General features: G+C 63.0%; 19 protein-coding genes and 2 pseudogenes. 9 read left to right on the top strand and 12 right to left on the bottom strand.

Features of this window, described 5'->3' with window-relative positions; translation table 11 throughout:
- Nucleotides 1–59: 59 nt before the first annotated feature.
- Together ASD01_RS05920 and ASD01_RS36480 are read left to right on the top strand one after the other, a co-directional pair.
- Nucleotides 60–1,327: NAD-dependent succinate-semialdehyde dehydrogenase (locus ASD01_RS05920; protein WP_156623619.1), on the top strand; the 1,268-nt coding region annotated here is incomplete at its 3' end.
- 1 nt (nucleotide 1,328) lies between these two features.
- A pseudogene (locus tag ASD01_RS36480) lies at nucleotides 1,329–1,764 on the top strand (aldehyde dehydrogenase family protein); the annotation flags it as partial.
- Nucleotides 1,765–1,849: 85 nt separating this feature from the next.
- Here the strand turns inward: ASD01_RS36480 and ASD01_RS05930 are convergent.
- Both ASD01_RS05930 and ASD01_RS05935 read right to left on the bottom strand, forming a co-directional pair.
- A complete protein-coding gene (locus ASD01_RS05930) occupies nucleotides 1,850–2,143 on the bottom strand; it encodes a type II toxin-antitoxin system RelE/ParE family toxin (RefSeq protein WP_060643648.1) in 294 nt (97 codons plus the stop codon).
- Nucleotides 2,143–2,391, bottom strand: a complete 249-nt coding sequence (locus ASD01_RS05935) for a type II toxin-antitoxin system ParD family antitoxin (RefSeq protein ID WP_034798187.1) — start codon at nucleotides 2,389–2,391, stop codon at nucleotides 2,143–2,145. The genes ASD01_RS05930 and ASD01_RS05935 overlap by 1 nt, the downstream gene beginning before the upstream one ends.
- Nucleotides 2,392–2,661: 270 nt before the next feature.
- On the opposite strand from ASD01_RS05935, the gene ASD01_RS05940 reads away from it, so the two are divergent.
- Nucleotides 2,662–4,119: an MDR family MFS transporter gene (locus ASD01_RS05940; RefSeq protein ID WP_244495194.1), complete on the top strand. Its 1,458-nt coding sequence runs from the start codon at nucleotides 2,662–2,664 to the stop codon at nucleotides 4,117–4,119.
- Nucleotides 4,120–4,169: 50 nt separating this feature from the next.
- On the opposite strand, the gene ASD01_RS05945 is transcribed toward ASD01_RS05940, so the two are convergent.
- From ASD01_RS05945 to ASD01_RS05960, 4 genes are all read right to left on the bottom strand, one after another.
- Nucleotides 4,170–6,863, bottom strand: coding sequence for a TonB-dependent receptor (locus ASD01_RS05945; protein ID WP_060643649.1), 2,694 nt, complete (start codon nucleotides 6,861–6,863; stop codon nucleotides 4,170–4,172).
- 125 nt (nucleotides 6,864–6,988) lie between these two features.
- The gene (locus ASD01_RS05950) at nucleotides 6,989–7,972 is read right to left on the bottom strand and encodes a FecR family protein (RefSeq protein ID WP_060643650.1); all 984 of its coding nucleotides are present in this window, start codon (nucleotides 7,970–7,972) and stop codon (nucleotides 6,989–6,991) included.
- A 12-nt stretch (nucleotides 7,973–7,984) separates the two neighbouring features.
- Complete coding sequence (locus tag ASD01_RS05955; RefSeq protein ID WP_060643651.1) at nucleotides 7,985–8,497, bottom strand: sigma-70 family RNA polymerase sigma factor; 513 nt, start codon at nucleotides 8,495–8,497, stop codon at nucleotides 7,985–7,987.
- Between the two features lie 265 nt (nucleotides 8,498–8,762).
- A complete protein-coding gene (locus tag ASD01_RS05960; protein ID WP_060530560.1) occupies nucleotides 8,763–9,599 on the bottom strand; it encodes an oxidoreductase in 837 nt (278 codons plus the stop codon).
- Nucleotides 9,600–9,715: 116 nt separating this feature from the next.
- Between ASD01_RS05960 and ASD01_RS05965 the strand changes: the two genes are divergently transcribed.
- From ASD01_RS05965 to ASD01_RS05980, 4 genes are all read left to right on the top strand, one after another.
- Nucleotides 9,716–10,618, top strand: a complete 903-nt coding sequence (locus tag ASD01_RS05965) for a LysR family transcriptional regulator (protein WP_060643652.1) — start codon at nucleotides 9,716–9,718, stop codon at nucleotides 10,616–10,618.
- A gap of 245 nt (nucleotides 10,619–10,863) precedes the next feature.
- A complete protein-coding gene (locus tag ASD01_RS05970; protein WP_244495195.1) occupies nucleotides 10,864–12,141 on the top strand; it encodes a sensor histidine kinase in 1,278 nt (425 codons plus the stop codon).
- A 260-nt stretch (nucleotides 12,142–12,401) separates the two neighbouring features.
- Nucleotides 12,402–13,754: a DUF2778 domain-containing protein gene (locus ASD01_RS05975; RefSeq protein ID WP_244495196.1), complete on the top strand. Its 1,353-nt coding sequence runs from the start codon at nucleotides 12,402–12,404 to the stop codon at nucleotides 13,752–13,754.
- A 121-nt stretch (nucleotides 13,755–13,875) separates the two neighbouring features.
- The gene (locus ASD01_RS05980) at nucleotides 13,876–14,142 is read left to right on the top strand and encodes a DUF2277 domain-containing protein (protein WP_034798165.1); all 267 of its coding nucleotides are present in this window, start codon (nucleotides 13,876–13,878) and stop codon (nucleotides 14,140–14,142) included.
- Nucleotides 14,143–14,172: 30 nt separating this feature from the next.
- On the opposite strand, the gene ASD01_RS05985 is transcribed toward ASD01_RS05980, so the two are convergent.
- From ASD01_RS05985 to ASD01_RS06005, 6 genes and pseudogenes are all read right to left on the bottom strand, one after another.
- On the bottom strand, nucleotides 14,173–15,192 hold the full coding sequence (locus tag ASD01_RS05985) for a sulfate/molybdate ABC transporter ATP-binding protein (protein ID WP_034798163.1): 1,020 nt from the start codon (nucleotides 15,190–15,192) through the stop codon (nucleotides 14,173–14,175).
- A complete protein-coding gene (cysW, locus tag ASD01_RS05990; RefSeq protein WP_060581414.1) occupies nucleotides 15,189–16,067 on the bottom strand; it encodes a sulfate ABC transporter permease subunit CysW in 879 nt (292 codons plus the stop codon). The genes ASD01_RS05985 and cysW overlap by 4 nt, the downstream gene beginning before the upstream one ends.
- Nucleotides 16,068–16,069: 2 nt before the next feature.
- Entirely contained in the window at nucleotides 16,070–16,891 is an 822-nt protein-coding gene (cysT, locus tag ASD01_RS05995; protein ID WP_060581413.1) for a sulfate ABC transporter permease subunit CysT, read from the bottom strand.
- Between the two features lie 83 nt (nucleotides 16,892–16,974).
- Nucleotides 16,975–17,961, bottom strand: coding sequence for a thiosulfate ABC transporter substrate-binding protein CysP (gene cysP / locus ASD01_RS06000; RefSeq protein WP_060530496.1), 987 nt, complete (start codon nucleotides 17,959–17,961; stop codon nucleotides 16,975–16,977).
- A gap of 165 nt (nucleotides 17,962–18,126) precedes the next feature.
- Nucleotides 18,127–18,417: pseudogene (locus tag ASD01_RS34430) on the bottom strand (type II toxin-antitoxin system RelE/ParE family toxin).
- Complete coding sequence (locus tag ASD01_RS06005) at nucleotides 18,414–18,689, bottom strand: ribbon-helix-helix domain-containing protein (protein ID WP_060530497.1); 276 nt, start codon at nucleotides 18,687–18,689, stop codon at nucleotides 18,414–18,416. The pseudogene ASD01_RS34430 and the gene ASD01_RS06005 overlap by 4 nt, the downstream one beginning before the upstream one ends.
- A 135-nt stretch (nucleotides 18,690–18,824) precedes the next feature.
- Here ASD01_RS06005 and ASD01_RS06010 point away from each other — a divergent pair, with 135 nt between their 5' ends.
- Nucleotides 18,825–19,277 carry a hypothetical protein gene (locus ASD01_RS06010; protein WP_043612036.1) on the top strand — a complete coding sequence of 151 codons (453 nt, stop codon included), beginning with the start codon at nucleotides 18,825–18,827 and terminating at the stop codon, nucleotides 19,275–19,277.
- A gap of 33 nt (nucleotides 19,278–19,310) precedes the next feature.
- Nucleotides 19,311–19,757: an MEKHLA domain-containing protein gene (locus ASD01_RS06015; protein WP_060643654.1), complete on the top strand. Its 447-nt coding sequence runs from the start codon at nucleotides 19,311–19,313 to the stop codon at nucleotides 19,755–19,757.
- Nucleotides 19,758–19,774 lie beyond the last annotated feature (17 nt).

Below are 19,774 nucleotides of genomic sequence, written 5' to 3' on the forward strand. Positions count from 1 at the left end.
GACCTGATCCTACGGCATCGCGCTCAAAGCGGCGAACTTCATTCAGTAAAGGGTTTCCCATGGCTCACTACCCAGACATCCTGCTTCATATCGACGGCGCCTGGCGGCCGGCGCGTTCCGGCAAGACCATTCCCGTCATCGACCCGGCCAACGAGGAAACGATCGGCCAGGTGGCCTGGGCCGAAGTGGAAGACCTCAATGAGGCGCTTGCGGCCGCCGAGAAGGGCTTCAAGACGTGGCGGGCAACCTCCGCCTTCGACCGCGCCCAGGTGATGCGGTCGGCAGCCGCCCTGCTGCGCGAACGGGCCGGCGACATCGCCTTTCTGATGACGCGCGAGCAAGGCAAACCGCTTGCCCAGTCGAAGGGCGAGATCCTTGGCGCCGCCGACATCATCGAGTGGTTCGCCGAGGAGGGAAAGCGGGCCTACGGCCAGATCATTCCGCCGCGCGCACCCGATGTCACCCAGATGACCGTCAAGCTGCCGGTCGGTCCGGTTGCCGCCTTCACGCCCTGGAACTTCCCGATCAACCAGGTGGTGCGCAAGCTGTCGGCGGCGCTGACCACCGGATGCTCGATCATCGTCAAGGCGCCCGAGGAAACACCGGCGTCGCCGGCCGAGCTCATCCGCTGCTTCGTCGATGCCGGGCTTCCGGCCGGCGTCGTCAACCTTGTCTACGGCGTGCCCTCGGTCATCTCGGAATACCTGATCGCCCATCCGGTGATCCGCAAGATGTCGTTTACCGGCTCGACCCCGGTCGGCAAGATGCTGGCGGCCCTTGCCGGCCAGCACATGAAGCGCGCGACGATGGAACTGGGCGGGCATGCGCCTGTCATCGTCACCGATGATGCCGATGTCGAACGCGCCGTCGCCATCATGTCCGCCAGCAAGTACCGCAATGCCGGCCAGGTCTGCGTGTCACCGACCCGCTTCCTCGTGCAGGAGCGCGTCGCCGATCAGTTCCTCGACGGCTTCGTCGCCGCCTCGAAGACGATCAAGGTCGGCAACGGTCTCGAAGCCGGCGTCGACATGGGGCCGCTTGCCAACGAGCGGCGCATCCCGGCGATCGAAAGCCTGGTTGCCGACGCGCTCGAGCATGGTGCCCGATTGGCGACCGGCGGCCATCGCATCGGCAACCGCGGCTACTTCTTCGAGCCGACGATTCTGGCGGACGTGCCGCTTTCCGCCCGGATCATGAACGACGAGCCGTTCGGTCCGGTCTCGATCATCAATCGCTTCCATGATCTCGACGAGGCGATCAACGAGGCCAATCGCCTGCCCTTCGGTCTTGCGGCCTATGCCTTTACCGGATCGGAGCGCAGCGCCCANGATCGAAAGCCTGGTTGCCGACGCGCTCGAGCATGGTGCCCGATTGGCGACCGGCGGCCATCGCATCGGCAACCGCGGCTACTTCTTCGAGCCGACGGTTCTGGCGGACGTGCCGCTTTCCGCCCGGATCATGAACGACGAGCCGTTCGGCCCGGTCTCGATCATCAATCGCTTCCATGATCTCGACGAGGCGATCAACGAGGCCAATCGCCTGCCCTTCGGTCTTGCGGCCTATGCCTTTACCGGATCGGAGCGCAGCGCCCACCGCCTGGCAAGCGAGGTCGAAAGCGGAATGATTTCGATCAACCATCTGGGYCTGGCGCTCCCCGAAGTCCCCTTCGGCGGCATCAAGGATTCCGGCTACGGCACCGAGGGCGGWTCCGAAGCGATCGAGGCCTATCTGGAAACACGCTTCGTCACGCGAAAGAGCGTCTGACGCCGCGGCAGGTGAACGTCCGCTCGCCCGAGAAAGCAACAAGGGACGGTGTCGATGACACCGTCCCTTGTCATATCGTGCCCGGCTAAAACGCGTTGTTCATCCAGTCCTCGTGCGCGTGACGGACGCGAGCGACGAGGATGTTGGCGTCCGCCTCGATCCGGTAGACGACCAGATGTGCCTTGAACGGATGGATGCGCATCGGCGGCGACAGCTCCGTGCGTTCGCGCGCCATGCGCGGGTTGGCGGCAATCAAGGCGAATACGGCGAAGAGTTCATCGTGATATCGCCGCGCCTGGGCGGAGCCGAAAAGGCGCACCCCATCTGCGGCGATCGCGATGATGTCTTCTTCTGCCGCGACGGAAAGCCGAAACGCCATTATCCGCGCGGCACTTCAGCGCGCGTAAGCGCCGCGGAAAAGAGCTCGTCCTTGGAGCGGGACCCGACGCCGCTCTTCAGACCGTCGTCGACAAAGCGTTGCATCACCGCAACCTTGTCATTTCGCTCCTGATCCCTGCGGATGAGGTCGCGCACATAATCGCTGGCGTTGGCATAACGGCCCGTGCGCGTTTGCGCTTCCACCCAATCCTTCATCGGGTCGGGCAAGGATACGTTCATCGTCGCCATGTCGGTCTCCATTTCCTGCGGGCAAGCATGGCATACTTTGGCAAAGTTTGTCAAATCAGCAAGCCCAGGCTGCCGGTTTTCGCCCCGCACAGCCCCGCATCCTGCTACGCTCGTGCAGACCATCGTGCGGTGCATCGGAGGCGCCGGTCCGGTCTGATCGCCAAGGCGGTTGACTATCGGCATGCCAGCCTTTCTGAATGCCGTCGGCACTACTAAACGTCGGATTGCAATCAGGCCGCAAGAATGACTGAGACGCTTCATCGAAATGCAATGGCAGCAACGGGGTCCGCCCTTTCCGAGCCGGAAAAGAACGTCATCATCGGCGGCGTTCTTCTCTCCATGCTTCTGGCAGCACTCGACCAGACGATTGTGGCACCGGCGATGCCGACCATCGGCAAGGCGCTGGGACATAGCGACTATCTGCCCTGGGTCGTGACCGGCTACCTGCTGACCGCGACGGCAATGGCGCCGCTTTACGGCAAGATCTCGGATATCTACGGACGGCGGCCGACGATCTTTGCGGCCATCATCATTTTCCTCGCGGGATCGCTGATAAGCGCGCTGGCGCCCAACATGCTGACACTGATCGTAGGCCGTGCGGTGCAGGGTCTTGGTGGCGGCGGCCTGTTTGCGCTGGCGCAGACCGTCATCGGCGATCTCGTACCGCCCAAGGAACGGGCGCGTTACGCCGCCTGGATATCGGGAACCTGGGCGGTCGCGAGCATCGCCGGGCCGCTGCTCGGCGGCACCTTCGCCGAGCATCTGCACTGGTCGCTGATCTTCTGGATCAATATCCCGCTGGGGCTGGTGGCGATGGCGATCATCAACAAGCCGCTGAGGAAGCTGCCGACCGTCGCCCGCGCGCATCGTATCGACGGGGCCGGAGCTCTATTGCTCGTCGCTGCGACTTCGCTATTGCTGCTTGCGCTCAACTGGGGCGGCAGCCGCTATCCATGGCTTTCCGCCGTCATACTCGGCTTGCTTGGCGCTTCCGTCGTGCTCTGGTTCGCCTTTGCCTTGCGGCTGCGCAGGGCGAGCGAACCGCTGATCTCGCTGGAAGTGCTTGCCAATCCCATCGTACGCTACGGAACGCTCGCGATGTTTCTGGCGCAGGGCGCCAATGTCGGGCTCTCGGTCTATATCCCCGTCTATGCGCAAACGTTCCATGGCCTGTCGGCCAGCAGTTCGGGCGTGGTGATGCTCGGCCTGCTGCTTGGGACCGTCTGTGGAGCGACGACCAGCGGGCGGACGATACCGCGCATCGTTCACTATAAGAGGATGGCGCTGGTCGGCGGCGCGCTGGCCTTTCTTTGCCTGGCGGCCCTTGCTGCTCTCGCCGGTCGGACCTCGCTCGTCGTCCTCGAAATGCTGACATTCGCCGCCGGTTTCGGCTCGGGCATGACCTTTCCGGTGGCGACGATTTCGGTTCAGAACGCCGTCGACCAGGCGCATCTTGGCGTCGCAACCGGTGTTCTGACGTTCCTGCGATCGCTCGGTGGCGCCCTCGGCGTCGCGGCATTCGGCGCGATCGCTCTTGGCAACGGACTGCCGCTTGCTGGCGAAGGGGTGGGACCGCTCGGCACGACGGTTACGTCGGCCGTGCCCTTCACCTATATCTTCATCGCGAGCGCCGCAGCGATGGCGGCGGCGCTCGTCTTCTTTCATCTCATGCCGGAAAAACCACTGCGAGGCCGTGACGAAAATCCTGTCGCCGCAGTCGTCGAATAGCTGGCCGCGCCGGCGCCGGCGCGGTCATGAACGGCATGCGGTTCGCGGGCTCAGAACTCCGCCTTCAACGACGCGTAGAAGGTACGTCCCGGGCCGGGCTGCTGCACCAGGCTCAAGGGATCGACATAATAGGCGTCGGTCAGGTTCTCGATGCGGAAGCTCGCCGTCAGGGTCTCGTTGATCCGGTACTCGGCGAACGCGTCCACCAGCGTATAGGGCTTCCAGTCGATCAGCGAGATGAACTGGGAAGCGCCCTGCGCGGTCACGTCGCCATGACCGATCGCGCGCGATCCTGTACGAGAAATCCGCCCGCCAACCGTCAAGGCGTCGTCGAGGAATGTCTGCGACAGCGTCAGCGCGACCGTGTATTCCGGCGGCACCTGGTTGGTGGCGTAGTCGGCATAGAGCGACTTGTGTCCGCAAGTGGTCGCTGTTCGGCAAAACTCGACGTCAGTGTAGTAGTTGGCGGCGAGCTCGGCGGTAAAGCCGCCGCGTTCATAACGACCGGACAGTTCTATGCCCTGGAAGTGCGCGCCGGCAATGTTGTGAATGCGCATGCCGGAGATCCCGCGCGGATCGGTATACCATTCGCGCGAGATGTAGTTGTCGACATTCCAGTCGAAGAAGCCGAGCTTCATCATCGCCTGGTCGTCGGCCGAAAATACGCCTTCGCGCCTCAGGTTGGTGCCCACTTCCCAATTGCTCGACCGTTCCGGCCGCAGGTTGGAATTGACGTTCATGGTGAAGGCCGAAACGCCCTCGAAGATGCTCGGCGAGCGCAGTGCGCTCGAGTAGTTCACATAAAATTGAGTGCCGTCGAAAGGCTCCAACGTCACGCCCACCGAGGGGCTGAAGCCGCCGTCGCTGAGGGCTGTGTCGTAGGTGTAGCCCGGTCGGGCCTGTTCGGGGGCATTTCGATCCTCGGTCCAGTAGTGCTGGTAGCGCAGGCCACCATTGATCGTCAGCCAATCGGTGGCTTTCCAGGCAGCCTTAGTGAAGGCCGCCGCCTCCTGCCGCGTGCCATCGCGAAGGTCGAGCCAGGTCTCCAGTTCCGGTGTGAACTTGCTCGGTCGCGTATCCTCGCTCAGGAACGACAGGCCGTAGGTCAGGTCGAGCCCGCCGTAGTCGATCGTCAAAACCGACGTGTTTGCGACATCGGCGCCCCACATGAAGGTGTCGGAGCCGGTGCGGAAATCGGCCGGCAGGCCGAAATCTCCGGGCTGCGGATAGAGCACGCCGCTCCGCCGGGGATTGCGCAGCTCCAGCCGCGTGGCCCAGAGATTGGCCTTGAGATCGATGAGGTCGTTGTCGTCAGGCTTCCAGCCGTATCGAAGCGTGCCGGCATCGACCTTCGTTCCCGCCGTCAGGCCCTGCTGCATCGCCTGACCCCGATCCGAGGTCAGGCGCGACGCCAGGAGGTCGCCGGCCTCGCTGCGAAAACCATTGTAGCCGAACTGCAGGCTGTGACCGTTCTCGAAGCGAACTGTGCCCTTGGCGAGATAGGACTTTGTCTGGAGCTGGATGTTCAGCACCTCCTCGCCGGCGCGGTAGTTGGCGATGCCAATATTGTCGATATAGTCTTTCCAGCCCCGGGCGGGCGGCAGGCATACGCCGCTCTCATAGCAGAAGGGTCGCGGTCCCATGCTGACCGGTACTGCCGAGGGTCCGTTGGTGCCCGCGTGATAGTTGCCCTGCCGGCGATAGGCGTAACCGGCAAGGAGGTCGACGTTTTCTTCCTGCATCGCACCGACGATGCTGCCCGAGCCGCTGGTCGGATCGAAGAACGAGGGGCGGTCCATTCCGTCGCTTTTTGCCGTTGCGACCGGAGGCGCCCAGGTGCCCCCCGGCCAGGCATAGCCCGCCGTGGTGCCGGCCGGCGGCGGCGTGGATGTGTTGGTGCCAAAGCCGCCTTTGACCCGAAGGCCGAATGTGTGCCCCTCCTTCACGATGTCGCCGGCGTCCAGCGTGCGCATCGCCACCGTGCCGGAGATACCGCTCGATGCGACGTCCGATCCCCTGGTGATATCGACGCCCCCCAGGAAATCCGGATCGACGAAGGTCCGGTTGGAGATGCCCTGATAGCCCTGATAGACCGTGGCCGAATTGGCGGCTCCGTCGACGGTGACGGCAACGCGGCCCATACCCTGCATGCCGCGGATGTTGACGTCGACGGCGCCGGCGCCGTTGCGCGCTTCGCCGGAAAGCACGCCCGGCGTGCCGCGGAAAATGTCGGCCGGGCTCGATCCGCGGAAGCGGTCGATGTTTTCTTGCGAGATGTAGGCGGTCGGCGCAGCCGTTTCATAGGGCGCATCCACCGGATTGATGATGCCGCCGCCGGCGACGATCGGCGCAAGCATCGTCTCGCCGTTGGCCGCACCGACCGCGTGCGCACCGGAAACGCGCTCGGTGATCGTGACGGTCCCGCCGTTCAGGCTATAGGAGAGGCCGCTGCCGGACAAAAGCTGCGAGAGCGCCTCTGCCGGGGGGATAGGTCCGCTGACGGCAGGCGCGGATTTCCCCTGGGTCAGCGATGCCGAATAGGCAAGTCTCAGCCCCGACTGCCGCGCAAATGCCGTAAGCGCCGCGGTCAGGGACTGCGCCGGTATGTCGAAGGTGGTGGCGCCGGAACGGGCAGACCGTTCCTGTTGTGCCAGAGCCGGCATTGCCGTTTGAAGTGAACCGACCGCCGTGGTTGCGACCACGACCGCGCCAAGAAGTTTGTTTCGCCCCGTTTGTCTGGACATCTGATCCCTATTCCCATGCTTTGAGCGAGGGATCGTTCTTCCTGCTGGCAGGACACACCCCTCAAAAGCCGAGACGAGGCGTCACCCAAAAACCCGCAACGATGTTCGAAAAAAAATGAAACCGGCTAGACCGCCGAGATCAATGTCACGAAGCGCGTCATGCGCGTGACCCGGATCGGCAGGCCGGACGCAAGTGCTGAAAGCGAGGCGTCAGGGGTTCTGAGATCCAGCACCGCGCTGACCAATGTCGACTTCAAGCGGTCATGGCTGAAGACGATCCAGCCGCCGTGATAGCGGCTAAGGGCAGCGACGACGTCGCCGAGCCTGCGGTTTTCGGCGACATACATGCCGGACTGCCATGCGAGTGCGATTGCCGGATCCTGCACGACAGGGTTACCGATGGCGCCGTCACCCCCGACCGACACGCGCTCTCCCTCGGCAATCGTAACGCCCATGAGGTCCCCGCCTGCCATTGGCGATACGCGAACGGAATGGCGGGTGACAGCAATGCCGAGCGAACCATCGGCGGCATTGGCGTCCACGTCGAAGGCGGTTCCAAGGGCCTTGACGATGGTTTCACCTGAGGCAACCTGAAAGGGTCGTGCGTCCGCCGCCACGTCGAAGAATGCCTGGCCTTCCTTCAGAACCACCCGGCGCGCCCGTTCGTCGAAATCCACGTCCATCGCAGTGCGCGCGTTGAGGACCACCCGTGACCCGTCGGGCAGGTCGATCGAACGCGTCTCTGCCGTGGTGGTCGCATAGTCGGAGCCGAGGATGCGCAGCCAGGGGCGCGAAGCGGCAAGCCCGCCTCCCAGAACAGCGATGCCGAACGCGCCGGTCAGAAGACGGCGGCGCGAAAGGAGCGCGGTGTCGCGGCCGGGATAGACGAGACCGGTTTGGCGATCGCGGCGCAGGTGTGCCGCATCGTCCCACAAGGCTTCCGCTTCGATCGCCGCCGCCTCGTGCTCGGCACTTTGTCCGCGCCACGCATCATAGGCGCGTTGATCCTCGCTGGTCGCCTCGCCGGAATGCAGCCGGACGACCCAGGCGAGCGCCGCGTCGGAGATGTCCCTTGCGGGACATTGCGTTGTCGCTGATGCCGGTTTCATCGCCGCCCCTTGTCAGACATGGTCCAGCTCGCGCCGCACGTCGCGGCAATGGCTCAGGGCACGCAGCATGTGCTTTTCGACCATGCTGACCGAGATGCCCAGCGTTTCGGCTATTTCGCGGTGCGAAAGGCCCTCGACCTTGTTCATGATGAAGGCCGTTCGGCAGGCCACCGGCAACTCGTTCAAGAGAACGGAAGGGGCTGCGACCTTGTCGCGAAATTCCAGCCGCAACGCAAAATCGTCCGACGATGACAGACGGTCTGCTTGGTCCAATTCGACCCGGCGCGACCACTCCCGCTCGAGCTTGATGCGAAAGTCAATCGCCGCATTTCGCGCTGCCCTGAACAGGTAGGAACGCGGGTGCTCGACGCTGCGGCGGTCTACCCTCACCATGCGCAGATAGGCGTTCTGCACAACTTCCTCACCGTCATCCCGATTGCCGATCAGGCGCGATGCATAGCGCACCACCTCCTTGTGGTGACGTCTGAAGAGCAGACCGAGCCAGTGATTGAGAGAGCTTGCCATCAGCCACCCTTCCTAGCGAAGCGCGCCACGGCGGTCTTGGGGGTGGATTTCTTCAGGCATGATGCAAACTTCGCGGGAAAAGCTGCGGCTCGTCCGATGCGGCACGCTAATACTTGTCGATTATACTCATGTTTTAGAGCCCGACAAGCGCCTTTGCGCGAAAACGCGGGGATTGGATCGCCGGCACCGAACCCCGGATGGCTCCGGGCAGTCGGTACCGGCGGCATTTATTGCTGATCAGAAGAAAATCGATCCAGGCTCTGTTTCAAACGGCCTGTTCGAAGTCTGTCGAAACGGAAACCGTGTGCCACTGGGCAAGAAGATCGCGATCCGAAGCGTGCTTGGCCTCGATCGCAGCCACCGTGTCGCTGCCAAGCGGAAGCCGGACCGGCGGCTGCTCCGCATCGACGAACGCGATCAGTACGTCCGCAAGCCTGTCGGGGTTGCCCGGCTGGTTGTGGCTGATCTCCTTCGCCTTGCTGCGGACGGCACCTGCGGTCTCCGCATAGTCGCTGATCTCGATCGGGCTGACGCTCAGTGATGTCGAGTCGAGAAAATCCGTGCGGAAATAACCGGGCTCGATCGCCGTCGCGTAGATTCCGAGGGGCGCGAGTTCCGCCGCCAAAGCCTCGGTCAGTCCCTCGACGGCAAACTTCGTCGAGCAGTAAACGCCGAAACCGGGTCCGCTGCGGTAGCCGCCGACGGATGAGAAGTTGAGGATCCGCCCATGGCGTTGGCGACGCATGTGCGGCAGCACCGCGCGGGTCACGGCCAGAAGTCCGAAGACGTTGGTCCGATAGAGCGCTTCAATCTCGGGACCTGTCGCTTCCTCGACCGCGCCCAGGAGACCGTAGCCGGCGTTGTTGACCAGGATGTCGATGCGCCCGAAGCGCGCGATCGCCTGGCCCACAGCCTGATGCGCCTGGGCCTCGTCAGTGACGTCGAGCGCGACGGCCAGGAGATTGGGATGATCCCCGAAGCGGTCCGCGATCGCCCTGGGATTGCGCGCCGTCGCGACCACCTGATCACCCTTCGCCAGGGCCTTTTCAACGATAAGAGCACCAAATCCACGGGATGCGCCAGTGATGAACCACGTATGCATGTGAACCTCCGGTTTGTTTCGCCGCTCCATCGTCGGCGGCTGGGAAGGTTGTACTGCGAGACGTCTGCTGAGATAATCGACTGGAGTCTTGTTGAGTTGTTGAGTGGTATTCATCAATGCGAACCATATCGCCGTCCGACCTGTCGCCTTTCCTTGCGCTCGCCCGCCACCAGAGCTTCCGCCGTGCCGCCGACGAGATCGGCTGCACGCCGTCCGCACTCAGCCACGCCTTGAAGGCGCTTGAGGAGCGCCTGGACCTTAGGCTCTTCAACCGGACCACCCGCAGCGTTGCGCTGACCGAGGCGGGAGAACTTCTGCTCGCCCGCGTGGCGCCCGCCTTCCGCGACATCGAGGACGCCCTTGACGATCTCAACAATTTCCGGGGAGCGCCGATCGGACGGTTGAGGTTCAACACGGCGCGCGCTTCGGCAAAAATGGTTCTCCTGCCAATCGTCGCTCGGTTTCTCGAAAGTCATCCGAAGGTCAACATCGAGATCGTCGTCGATAACGACCTTGTCGACATGGTGTCGGAGGGTTTCGATGCGGGTGTTCGCTTTGGCGAGATCGTCGCGCAGGACATGATCGCCGTCCCGATCGGTCCGCGCCAGCGTACCGCGATCGTGGCAACACCTTCCTTCTTCGAGCGCCACGCAAGGCCTACCGCTCCCGAGCATCTGAAGGCGCTGTCCTGCATCGGACTGCGCTTCGGCAGCGGAAGGCTCTATGCCTGGGAGTTCGAGCGCGGCGGTGTCGAAGTTCAGGTCGAGGTGACCGGTGCCCTGATCGTCGATGACCAGGACATGATGGTCGACGCGGCCCTTCTCGGCGCGGGGATCGCCTTTGCCTTCGAGGACCAGGTGCGCGCGCTCATCGACGAGGGCAAGCTGGTCCGCGTCCTTGAAGACTGGTGCCCCTATTATGGTGGCTTCTATCTCTATTATCCGAGCCGACGCCAGATGCCGGTGGCGCTCAGGGCATTCGTCGATTTCGCCAGGGTCTGGGACAAGTCAACGCCTTGAGCCGTAACGGCGCAAGCGATCGTCGAGCCCGCTCGCTGCCCCCCGCCTTTCCGCGTAATGTCCGTGCAACCTCGCGTTTACAATCGTCTCGGCAAGGTTTTACTGACATCGGTCTATGCCGCCTCAATAAAAGCGTCAGCCGAACGGCGTTGCCGGTCCAACAACAGGTGCGGATAGTGTGGAAGCTCTGGCCACGGTCTCTCAAGCAACGTCTCATTGCACACTTGCTGGTTCTGCAGCTGGCGGTGCTTCTTGCGTTCGGCCTATCCTTCGTCACGCTGCTCGTCGTCGCTGACGAAGGCGGCGCGCTCGTCAGTCCCGCCCCGGTCGAGACGACGTTCCGCGCGATCAAGCGGAGTGCCGGCGGCAAGCTCGAACTCGCTGACACCGCGGAACTGGCACGCGTTCGTCGCGAGCAACCGCATTTCTGGTTCATCGCGCGCAGCGACGGGGGCGAGATCGTTCAGTCCGGCGACGTACCGGACATCTACCGCGGCATGACCGTGGCCCTCGACCGAATGACCTATTCGGACATCCGCGACGACGGCCCGCCATCGAACTATCTCGCCGTCATCCGGCGCATGACAAACGAGGAAGGCAGCTTCACCGTATTCGGACAGGGAACGCTTCTGAGCCAACCGTCGCTCATCCTCTCGTTCTCACGCCTGTTCGTCGCGCCGATGCTGGTGCTGCTCGCGCTCGTCACGATCTTCGCGGTGCCCCGCATCGTCAACCGGGCGATCCGGGGCATCTCCGATCTCGCCCGCGAAACGGATGAGATCAACATTACGCACCGGAGCCACCGGCTGGCCGAAACGGCGGTTCCGAGCGAGGTCCGCCCGCTCGTGCGCGGCATCAACAGCGCCCTTCACCGGCTCGATCAATCCTATGGCCAACATCAGCGCTTCATTCTCGACGCCGCCCATGAGCTGCGGACGCCTGTGGCCATTCTTCAGGCGCGGCTCGACTTGCTCGCCTCAGGGCCGGAGCGCGACCGGTTGATCTCCGACTGCGAGAGGATTTCAGCGCTTGCCGAGCAGTTGCTCGATCTGCAACGGCTGGAAGCCGACGCCAGGCCCTTCACCGCCGTGGACCTCGTCGCGCTCTGCCGCAACGTCGTTGCCGACCTTGCTCCGCTCGCCATCGACGAAGGCTACGACCTGTCGTTTGAACAAAACACCGAGCAGTCGCTGATACAGGGCGACGCAGTCTCGCTTGAACGGGCGGTTACCAATCTCGTCCAGAACGCGATCGAGCATGCCGGAAACCAGGGCGTGATCCTCGTACGGGTCGAGCCGGACGGCGTGATCGAAGTCAGCGACGACGGCCCGGGCATCCCGGAGGGGGAACGCGAGCGCGTCTTCGAGGCTTTTTACCGCCTCAAGCCGCGCGAACGAGGCGCTGGTCTCGGCCTCAATCTCGTTCTGCAGATCGCGCAGCGACACAAAGGCCGCGTGAGCATCCTGACCTCACAGAGCGGCGGTGCCTGCTTTCGGCTGGCCTTTGAGAACGGACGCATCTGAGCTGCAATCCGTAGTACCCCCAACAGGCAAGTGTGAGCGTAGTCCGAGTACTAGTCGTCCGGAAAGCGGCCGAAATGGGCCTTTTCGGCGGAAAAAAATCGATCCGGGATCTATTTCGGCGGTTGGAAAGCAAAATTTAACCATACTTCTCCATCTTTTGTCCATCAGTCGTCAAGAAGGGGACAATCCAGAAATCGCGCAGCGGCGTTCGCTCGCCGGGCTGAGAGCCTTTGTGAGATTTTCTGGCTTGATTTGCGTTGTTGAGTAAGATCATTCGCCCACAGTCTTTGCACCGTCTGTTGCGCCCATTGCTGATCACTTGCTGCGGCACCGCCCTCGTCGGCGCGGCTGCGTGGTCGCTTGTCGGCATGGCCGCGATCGGCAGTTCCTACGCGCATGGTTCCGGCCGCCTGCTGCCGAAGCCGCAGCTGCATTTGGCCGAGACGACCAAAGAGCGCGCCTGGGACAAGCACGCCAGAACCAACCAGGCGACGCGGCTCGTGGCCGCCGCCGCGGCGCAGCCCGTCATGGTCGCAAGCCTCGCTCCCAGCGAGGCGAGGTTCGGGCACGATGCCCTGTTCCCGATAGATGCGGAAACGATCGGCAAGAGCGCCCGGATTGCAGCCGCGGTGAAAAAGGCTGTTCTCTCGTCCGAGAAAGTCGCGAGCGACCCCGTTCCCGCTACCCAGGTTCACCATCAGATCGCCACGGTAAAGCTCCCGGCGCCAGAACGCTTCGCGCCGGTGGCGTCTGTTGCCATTGCCAAGAACCCGGTCCAGCTCGCCTACGCCACCCCCTCCCAGAGCCACGTGGAAGGCAGCGCCTTTTCGGCTCTGTTGACGGCGCCGTCCGAGGACGATCTCGCCGAACAACCGGACCAGGACCAGGCTGAAGACACGGCCGCCCTGCCGAGCCATGAGGACACGCCCTCGGTCGGTCCCATGCCGCAATTCCGCCCCCGCACCGCGCAAGCGGAAAAGCCGCCCGCCGAAGACGAAAAGCCTGCGACCAAGCAGGCGGAAGACGCAGCGGTGAAAAAGGAAGAAGAGACAGCCAAGGCAGACGCGGACGAAGCGCCGAAGAAGCAGAAACTTGCCTATGCACGGCCGGAAGATCCGACCGAGAACAGTGCCGGCACCGGTTTCGGCCAGGCGTTGCGTAACATGTTTGGCGGCGGAGCGAAGGCCGGCAACGGCGTCGCCGTCTACGACATCACCGCTGCCAAGGTCTATATGCCTGACGGCAGTGTGCTCGAGGCGCATTCCGGTATCGGCAAGATGGCCGACAACCCGCGCTACGTCGACGTCAAAATGACCGGACCGACCCCGCCGCACACCTACAATCTCAGGATGCGCGAAACGCGTTTCCACGGGGTCGAGGCAATCCGCATGCTGCCGGTCGACGGAAGGAACAAGCACGGCCGCGACGGTTTCCTGACGCATAGCTACCTGCTGCGCGGCAAGCGCGCGGAATCCCATGGCTGCGTCGCCTTCGCCGACTATCCGCGTTTCCTGACCGCCTTCAAGCAGGGCAAGGTCAAGCAGATCGTCGTGGTGCCGAGCGGCGGACGCGCGGCCGGCATGCGCCTGGCACAGAACGGCCGGAACTCCTGAGCGGAGCCGGCCAACGGTTGGATCGCAGGCAGCGGACGGTAAAGGTCTTTCGCTGACGAGGAACGGGCACTAAGATCCGGCCCTCGACAGGAGCGAGAACGAAGAGGACCGGGAGCCCGTCATGTGCCGAAACATCAAACCCCTGTTCAATTTCGAGCCGCCGGCGACGAACGCCGAGATCCATGACGCTGCGCTGCAGTTCGTGCGCAAGTTAAGCGGAACGAGCAAGCCGTCCAAGCGGAACGAAGCGGCGTTCGAGCACGCGGTCAATTCGATTGCGGCATGCGCGCAAGAACTGCTCGATGCGCTCGAGACGTCACAGCCCCCACGCAACCGGGAAGAAGAAGCAGCCAAGGCGCGCGCTCGATCCGCCCTCCGCTTCGCCTGACGGCGGCAAGAGGCTGGCCGCGCGCTCAGCCTAAATCGCAAATACCGTTGCCCGCCGCAGCGTCACGTAACCGGTGTCGCCGGCCTTCACGATCCGCTCCGGCTCCAGGTCCAACTCCAGCGGCACGCCACGCTCGGTCGTCGCGACCACCCGGCGGCCGCCAGGGCGATCCATCACCCGGCTGATATTGGCCGCGATACCCGGGCCTCCCGCCGCCCAGTCGAGATCGACCGGCCGGGCGTAAAGCTCGGCCTTGCCGTCGGCAATCCCTGCGGCATCGATGACCGCGCCATCGGCATAGGCCCGACCATCGCGCACCTCGGCGGGAAGCATGTTGGCATCGCCGAGGAACTTCATGACGAAGGCCGATTTCGGCTCGCGGCAGACCTCCTCCGGCGTCCCCTGTTGAACGATATGGCCATCCTTCAGGATCACCACGCGGTCGGCGAGATCGAGCGCCTCTTCCTGGTCGTGCGTGACGAAGAGCGTGGTGATGCCGAGCTCACTATGGATTTCGCGCAGCCAGCGCCGCAGCTCACGCCGGACATTGGCATCAAGCGCGCCGAAAGGCTCGTCCAGCAGCAGCACCTTTGGATCGACGGCAAGCGCGCGGGCAAGTGCGACGCGCTGGCGCTGACCGCCGGAGATCTGCGCCGGAAACCGTTCGCCGAGCCCTTCGAGGCGAACCAGGCGCAACAGTTCAGCGACCCGCGCATGGATGGCCGCCTTGTCGCGCTTGACCTTCGAGACCTCCATGCCGAAGGCGATGTTCTGCGCCACGGTCATATGCGGGAAAAGCGCGTAGTGCTGGAACACGAAGCCGACGCCGCGATCGCGCACCGGGATGTCGGTCGCATCCTGGTCGCCGAAATAGATGTGACCGCCATCGGCGAATTCGAGGCCGGCAACCATGCGCAATATCGTCGTCTTGCCAGAACCGGAGGGCCCAAGCAGCGCGACGAGCTCGCCGCTTTCGATCTCCAGGGAGACGTCCTTGACGGCACGGAAGGTTTGGAAAGTCTTGACGACGTGGTCAAGGCGGATCTTCATGATGCATTCTCCGCGGAATTGGCAACTGGGCGGACGCGGCCCGCCCCTTGGCGCTCCAGAGCGACCTTGGCGATGATGGTGAAGACGGCGATGAGCGCCAGAATGGACGCCGACGCAAAAGCGCCCGCCGCCTGATAATCGTGATAGAGCAGCTCGATATGGAGCGGCAGGGTGTTGGTCTGGCCACGGATGTTACCAGAGACGACCGAAACCGCGCCGAACTCGCCCATCACGCGCGCATTACAAAGGACGACGCCGTAGAGCAGCGCCCACTTGATGTTGGGCAACGTCACCGAAAAGAAGGTGCGGAAGCCGGAAGCGCCGAGGGAAACGGCCGCCTCTTCGAGATCGCGCCCCTGGGCCTGCATCAGCGGAATGAGCTCCCGGGCGACAAACGGCGCGGTGACGAACATCGAGGCGAGCACGATGCCTGGAATGGCAAACAGGATCTTGATGCCATAGGCATCAAGTGTCGGACCAAACAGGCCCTGCAGCCCGTAGACGAAGAGATAGGCAACACCCGCGACGATCGGTGAAACCGAGAACGGGATCTCGATCACCACCAGCAGGAAGCCCTTGCCGCGGAAATCGAATTTGGTGATCGCCCAGGCGGCGGCCACGCCGAAGGCGGTGTTGACGGGTACGGCGATCAGCGCCGCAAGCACGGTCAGCATGATCGCATGGCGCGTGTCGGGATGCAGGATCGTGTCGCGATAGACCTGCCAGCCTTTGGCAAAGGCTTCGACACCGATGATCAGCAGCGGCGCGAGAATGAGGAACGCGCCGATGATCAGCACGACGCCGATAAGGGCGCGGCGGAACACGGGGCCGTCACCGACCCGCGGCAGCGTGCGTACGGTCTTTTTGAAACTCATGGTCAAGACCTCCGCGTGTAGCGCAGCGCCCGCGCCTGCAGCCAGTTGGTTACCGCGAGCATGAGGAAGGCCGTGAGCAGCAGGACGGACGCGATCGCCGCGGCTGCCTGATAGTCGTATTCCTCAAGCCGGATGAAGATCAGCAGCGCGGTGATCTCGGTCGACATCGGCTGGTTGCCGGCGATGAAGATGATCGCGCCGAATTCGCCGAGCGAGCGGGCGAAGGACAAAGAGACGCCGGCGAGAAGCGCCGGTGTCAGTAGCGGCAGAATGACCTTGCGGAAGATCGCGAGGTCCGAGCCGCCAAGCGACTGGGCTGCCTCCTCCAGCGCCGGATCGAGATCCTCCAGTACCGGTTGCACCGTGCGCACGATGAAGGGCAGCGAGGTGAAGCACATGGCGATCATGATGCCGATAGGCGTATAGGCAACCTTGATGCCGTAGTTTTCGAGGATTGAGCCAAACACGCCGTTGGTCGTGAAAAGTGCGGTCAGCGAAATGCCGGCAACGGCCGTCGGCAAGGCAAACGGCAGGTCGACCATGGCATCGACGATGCGGCGCCCCGGAAAGCGGTAGCGCACCAGCACCCAGGCGAGCGCCAGGCCGAAGAAGAGATTGAAGAGCGTCGCGCCAAGGGCGGCCGTCACGGTGACGCGATAGCTTGCGAGTGCCCGCGGCGACGAGACGATCTGCCAGTAGTCGAGAGGGCCGAGGCTTGCGGCCTTGAACACGAGGGCTGCCAGCGGCAGAACGACGATCAGGCTCACATAGAGCAGCGTCACCCCCAGCGACAGGCGTAACCCGGGCAGGACATTGCGTCTCAAGCGTTCATTTCCTTGTCATGTCATGGTGAAACCCGGCAGACGGTTCGTCTGCCGGGTTGACTGAATGCGAGTTTAAAGAGCGATCAGCGGCTGCCGTAGAGCTTGTCCAGAATGCCGTCGGAAGCGAAGTGCTCTGCCTGGATCTTGCTCCAGCCGCCAAAGACGTCGTCGACATTGACGAGGCGAATGTCGGGGAACTGCGCCTTGAATTCCCCGGCGACCTTTTCGTTGCGGACGCGGTGGCCGAACTCGGCGGCGATGCGCTGGCCTTCCTCGGTATAGAGGAAATCGAGATAGGTCTTGGCGAGCGCCTGAGTGCCGTGCTTCTCGGCGACCTTGTCGACGACCGCGACCGGGAACTCGGCGAGCAGGCTGACCGACGGGATGACGGCCTCGACCTTGTCGGCGCCATACTGTTTGGCGATGCTGCGGGTCTCTGCCTCGAAGGTGATCAGGACGTCGCCGGTTTCGCGCTCGACGAAGGTGGTCGTCGAGGCGCGGCCGCCGGTGTCGAACACCGGAACGTTGTCAAAGATCTTGGTAATGTAGGCTTCGATCTTCGCCTCGTCGCCTTCATAGGCCTCCTTGGCCCAGGCATAGGCCGCCAGATAGGTGTAGCGCGCATTGCCCGACGTTTTCGGATTGGGGAAGACAGCGTGAACATCGTCACGGGCGAGATCGGACCAGTCCTTGATGTTCTTCGGGTTGCCCTTGCGCACCAGGAAGGACGGGAAGGAATAGAAAGGCGAGGCATTGTTCGGGAACGCCTTCGCCCAATCCTTGGAGACAAAGCCGTTCTTGGCCAGGAACTCGATATCGGTGGTCTGGTTGAAGGTGACGACGTCGGCTTCCAGGCCTTCGAGGATCGAGCGGGCCTGCTTCGACGTGCCGGCATGCGACTGGTCGATGGTCACGCCCGGATGCTGCTTGATGAAGGCCTCGTTCTCGGCAACGAAGAGCTCGCGGGAAACGTCGTAGGAGGCGTTGAGAAGCTTCGTCGGCTCCTGTGCCAGCGCAGGGGTCACAAAGTGCGCGACAAGGGTGGCGCCGAGGATGAGGAGGCGTTTCATGCGGTTCTCCGGTGTTGATGCTGACCCAGAACCTATCGGCAGGCGTGTGGGAGCGCGAGGGAACGCGGACCCTGGTTGTGCCAAGCCTTAGAAATTTCGTCTCGTTTCCGCTCAGTTTCGCGGAGTTTTTGCCTCAGCTTTCCCAAGGCAACCAATAGCTTACAGTCAGGGCTTATTCAGCACGCGCCACACGTCGATATGGTCGGCCCGTTGACGATAGAACACGAGGTATGGGTACCTCTTCAGACCGACACTTCGCCAATGAGGGAGCGCCAGTTCGTAGGCAAAGCGCAACGAACCGGATTCCGGACGCGCAACAATCAACGCGTAGGCAGCCTGAAACGCGTCGCCAAAAGCGTGAGCGACGTCAGCCCCAGCCTACGTTGCATAACACTCGATCGCCGCCTCGACGTCGCTGCTGGCCGGTTGACGCGAAATGACCGGCTTGTTGCTCACTTGGCCGATCGACCACGAACTCGGTCACGCAAATCGGCGAAGTAGCCAGCGTCGGTCGGGTCGGCTTGTGCGGAAGAGGCACCATCGAGCAATAGCCGACGCAGATTGAGCCAGTCCTGATCCCGGCGGATCAACTCCCGGATAGACTCGCTGCTCGTACCATAGCCTCGCCGGGCGACCTGCTCGTCGACGAAGCTTTTGAGAGAGTCCGGGAGGGAAATGTTCATGGTGTTCATGGGTGGCAGAATAGCGCATTCGGCGAAAACTGGCATGAATGGTGATCTTTAACACCAGAGCCGATCGCCTTACGCGGGGAACCTCTCGGCCGCAGCAATATGACAATCGGGGACTAGATACATCCTTAGCGCTTTGACTAGATAGGCGTTCAAGGCAGGGTTGGCGATTCGATGACGATATACTTCAAGGCAGGAATTTCCGATGAAACGGCGCTCGGGATGATCGAGCGGTGTTTCTCCGATGCGAACGACTATGACGGCTATCTCGACATTTTTGCCGACTACACCGAAAAGACCGTCTCGTGGAGCAAGGGCAGATCCGTCGAGGAGTTCAAGGACCAGATCACCGAGGCGCTGCGCGCGGCCTGGGAAGCTTCGCCCTTCTGGCAGGTCTATGAGCGCCGCGAAGAGCGGGACGACGCTGGCACCAACGAAATTCGAAGGGCAGCGATCGCCCTGACCCGCACCTATGGCGGCGTGGTCGTGATCACGCTCAGCCTGCTTGGAAGGCGCAGCAGCGCAAATGACCTCGAGCTGGTGTTCGTCTGCTTCCAGGAAGATGCGCAACGCCGGAATTTCCGCGTGCGTTATGACGGGAAGTTCATTCCGTCCTTGAACGCCTGACGCCCCTACCCTGGGCCATGGAGTCGAAGGGCGATGACAACCGAATATGATGCCGATGACGCCTTCGCCCTGATCGTTGCAAGTTACCGCCAGGTGACCGGCAAAGAGCTGGTCGACCATCCGTTCGACGGCCGCTGGCTCTACGAGAGCGCACCCTTTGCGCTTTTGGCGCACGACCGGTCGGAGGACCCGCGTTTCTTCTACGCGAACAAAACCGCCCAGGCCTGCTTCGGCTACAGTTGGCAGGAGTTCATCGGCATGCCGTCGCGCCTCTCGGCCGAGGCGCCGAACCGCGAGGAACGGCAGCGTCTTTTAGACAGCGTCTCCACCAAGGGCTTCATCGATAGCTATCGCGGCCTTCGGATCGCCAAATCCGGACGCCGCTTCTGGATCGAGAACGCCATCGTCTGGCAATTGGTGCGCGCCAACGGCGAACATGCCGGCCAGGCCGCCATGTTCCACAGCTGGAAGGATTTGTAAGCGCGCTGCCCAAGGCG

Source organism: Ensifer sp. Root423, assembly GCF_001426275.1.
In the GTDB taxonomy this organism is placed as follows: domain Bacteria; phylum Pseudomonadota; class Alphaproteobacteria; order Rhizobiales; family Rhizobiaceae; genus Ensifer; species Ensifer adhaerens.

What these genes read in the sequence shown, in the direction of transcription:
- ASD01_RS05980 (WP_034798165.1), top strand. Translation starts at nt 13,876, where the DNA reads ATGTGCCGAAACATCAAACCCCTGTTCAATTTCGAGCCGCCGGCGACG.
- ASD01_RS05945 (WP_060643649.1), bottom strand. Translation starts at nt 6,863, where the DNA reads ATGTCCAGACAAACGGGGCGAAACAAACTTCTTGGCGCGGTCGTGGTC.
- cysW (WP_060581414.1), bottom strand. Translation starts at nt 16,067, where the DNA reads ATGAGTTTCAAAAAGACCGTACGCACGCTGCCGCGGGTCGGTGACGGC.
- ASD01_RS05940 (WP_244495194.1), top strand. Translation starts at nt 2,662, where the DNA reads ATGGCAGCAACGGGGTCCGCCCTTTCCGAGCCGGAAAAGAACGTCATC.
- ASD01_RS05935 (WP_034798187.1), bottom strand. Translation starts at nt 2,391, where the DNA reads ATGGCGACGATGAACGTATCCTTGCCCGACCCGATGAAGGATTGGGTG.
- ASD01_RS05955 (WP_060643651.1), bottom strand. Translation starts at nt 8,497, where the DNA reads ATGGCAAGCTCTCTCAATCACTGGCTCGGTCTGCTCTTCAGACGTCAC.
- ASD01_RS05950 (WP_060643650.1), bottom strand. Translation starts at nt 7,972, where the DNA reads ATGAAACCGGCATCAGCGACAACGCAATGTCCCGCAAGGGACATCTCC.
- ASD01_RS05960 (WP_060530560.1), bottom strand. Translation starts at nt 9,599, where the DNA reads ATGCATACGTGGTTCATCACTGGCGCATCCCGTGGATTTGGTGCTCTT.
- ASD01_RS06010 (WP_043612036.1), top strand. Translation starts at nt 18,825, where the DNA reads ATGACGATATACTTCAAGGCAGGAATTTCCGATGAAACGGCGCTCGGG.
- ASD01_RS06015 (WP_060643654.1), top strand. Translation starts at nt 19,311, where the DNA reads ATGACAACCGAATATGATGCCGATGACGCCTTCGCCCTGATCGTTGCA.
- ASD01_RS05930 (WP_060643648.1), bottom strand. Translation starts at nt 2,143, where the DNA reads ATGGCGTTTCGGCTTTCCGTCGCGGCAGAAGAAGACATCATCGCGATC.
- ASD01_RS05965 (WP_060643652.1), top strand. Translation starts at nt 9,716, where the DNA reads ATGCGAACCATATCGCCGTCCGACCTGTCGCCTTTCCTTGCGCTCGCC.
- ASD01_RS05985 (WP_034798163.1), bottom strand. Translation starts at nt 15,192, where the DNA reads ATGAAGATCCGCCTTGACCACGTCGTCAAGACTTTCCAAACCTTCCGT.
- cysP (WP_060530496.1), bottom strand. Translation starts at nt 17,961, where the DNA reads ATGAAACGCCTCCTCATCCTCGGCGCCACCCTTGTCGCGCACTTTGTG.
- ASD01_RS06005 (WP_060530497.1), bottom strand. Translation starts at nt 18,689, where the DNA reads ATGCCAGTTTTCGCCGAATGCGCTATTCTGCCACCCATGAACACCATG.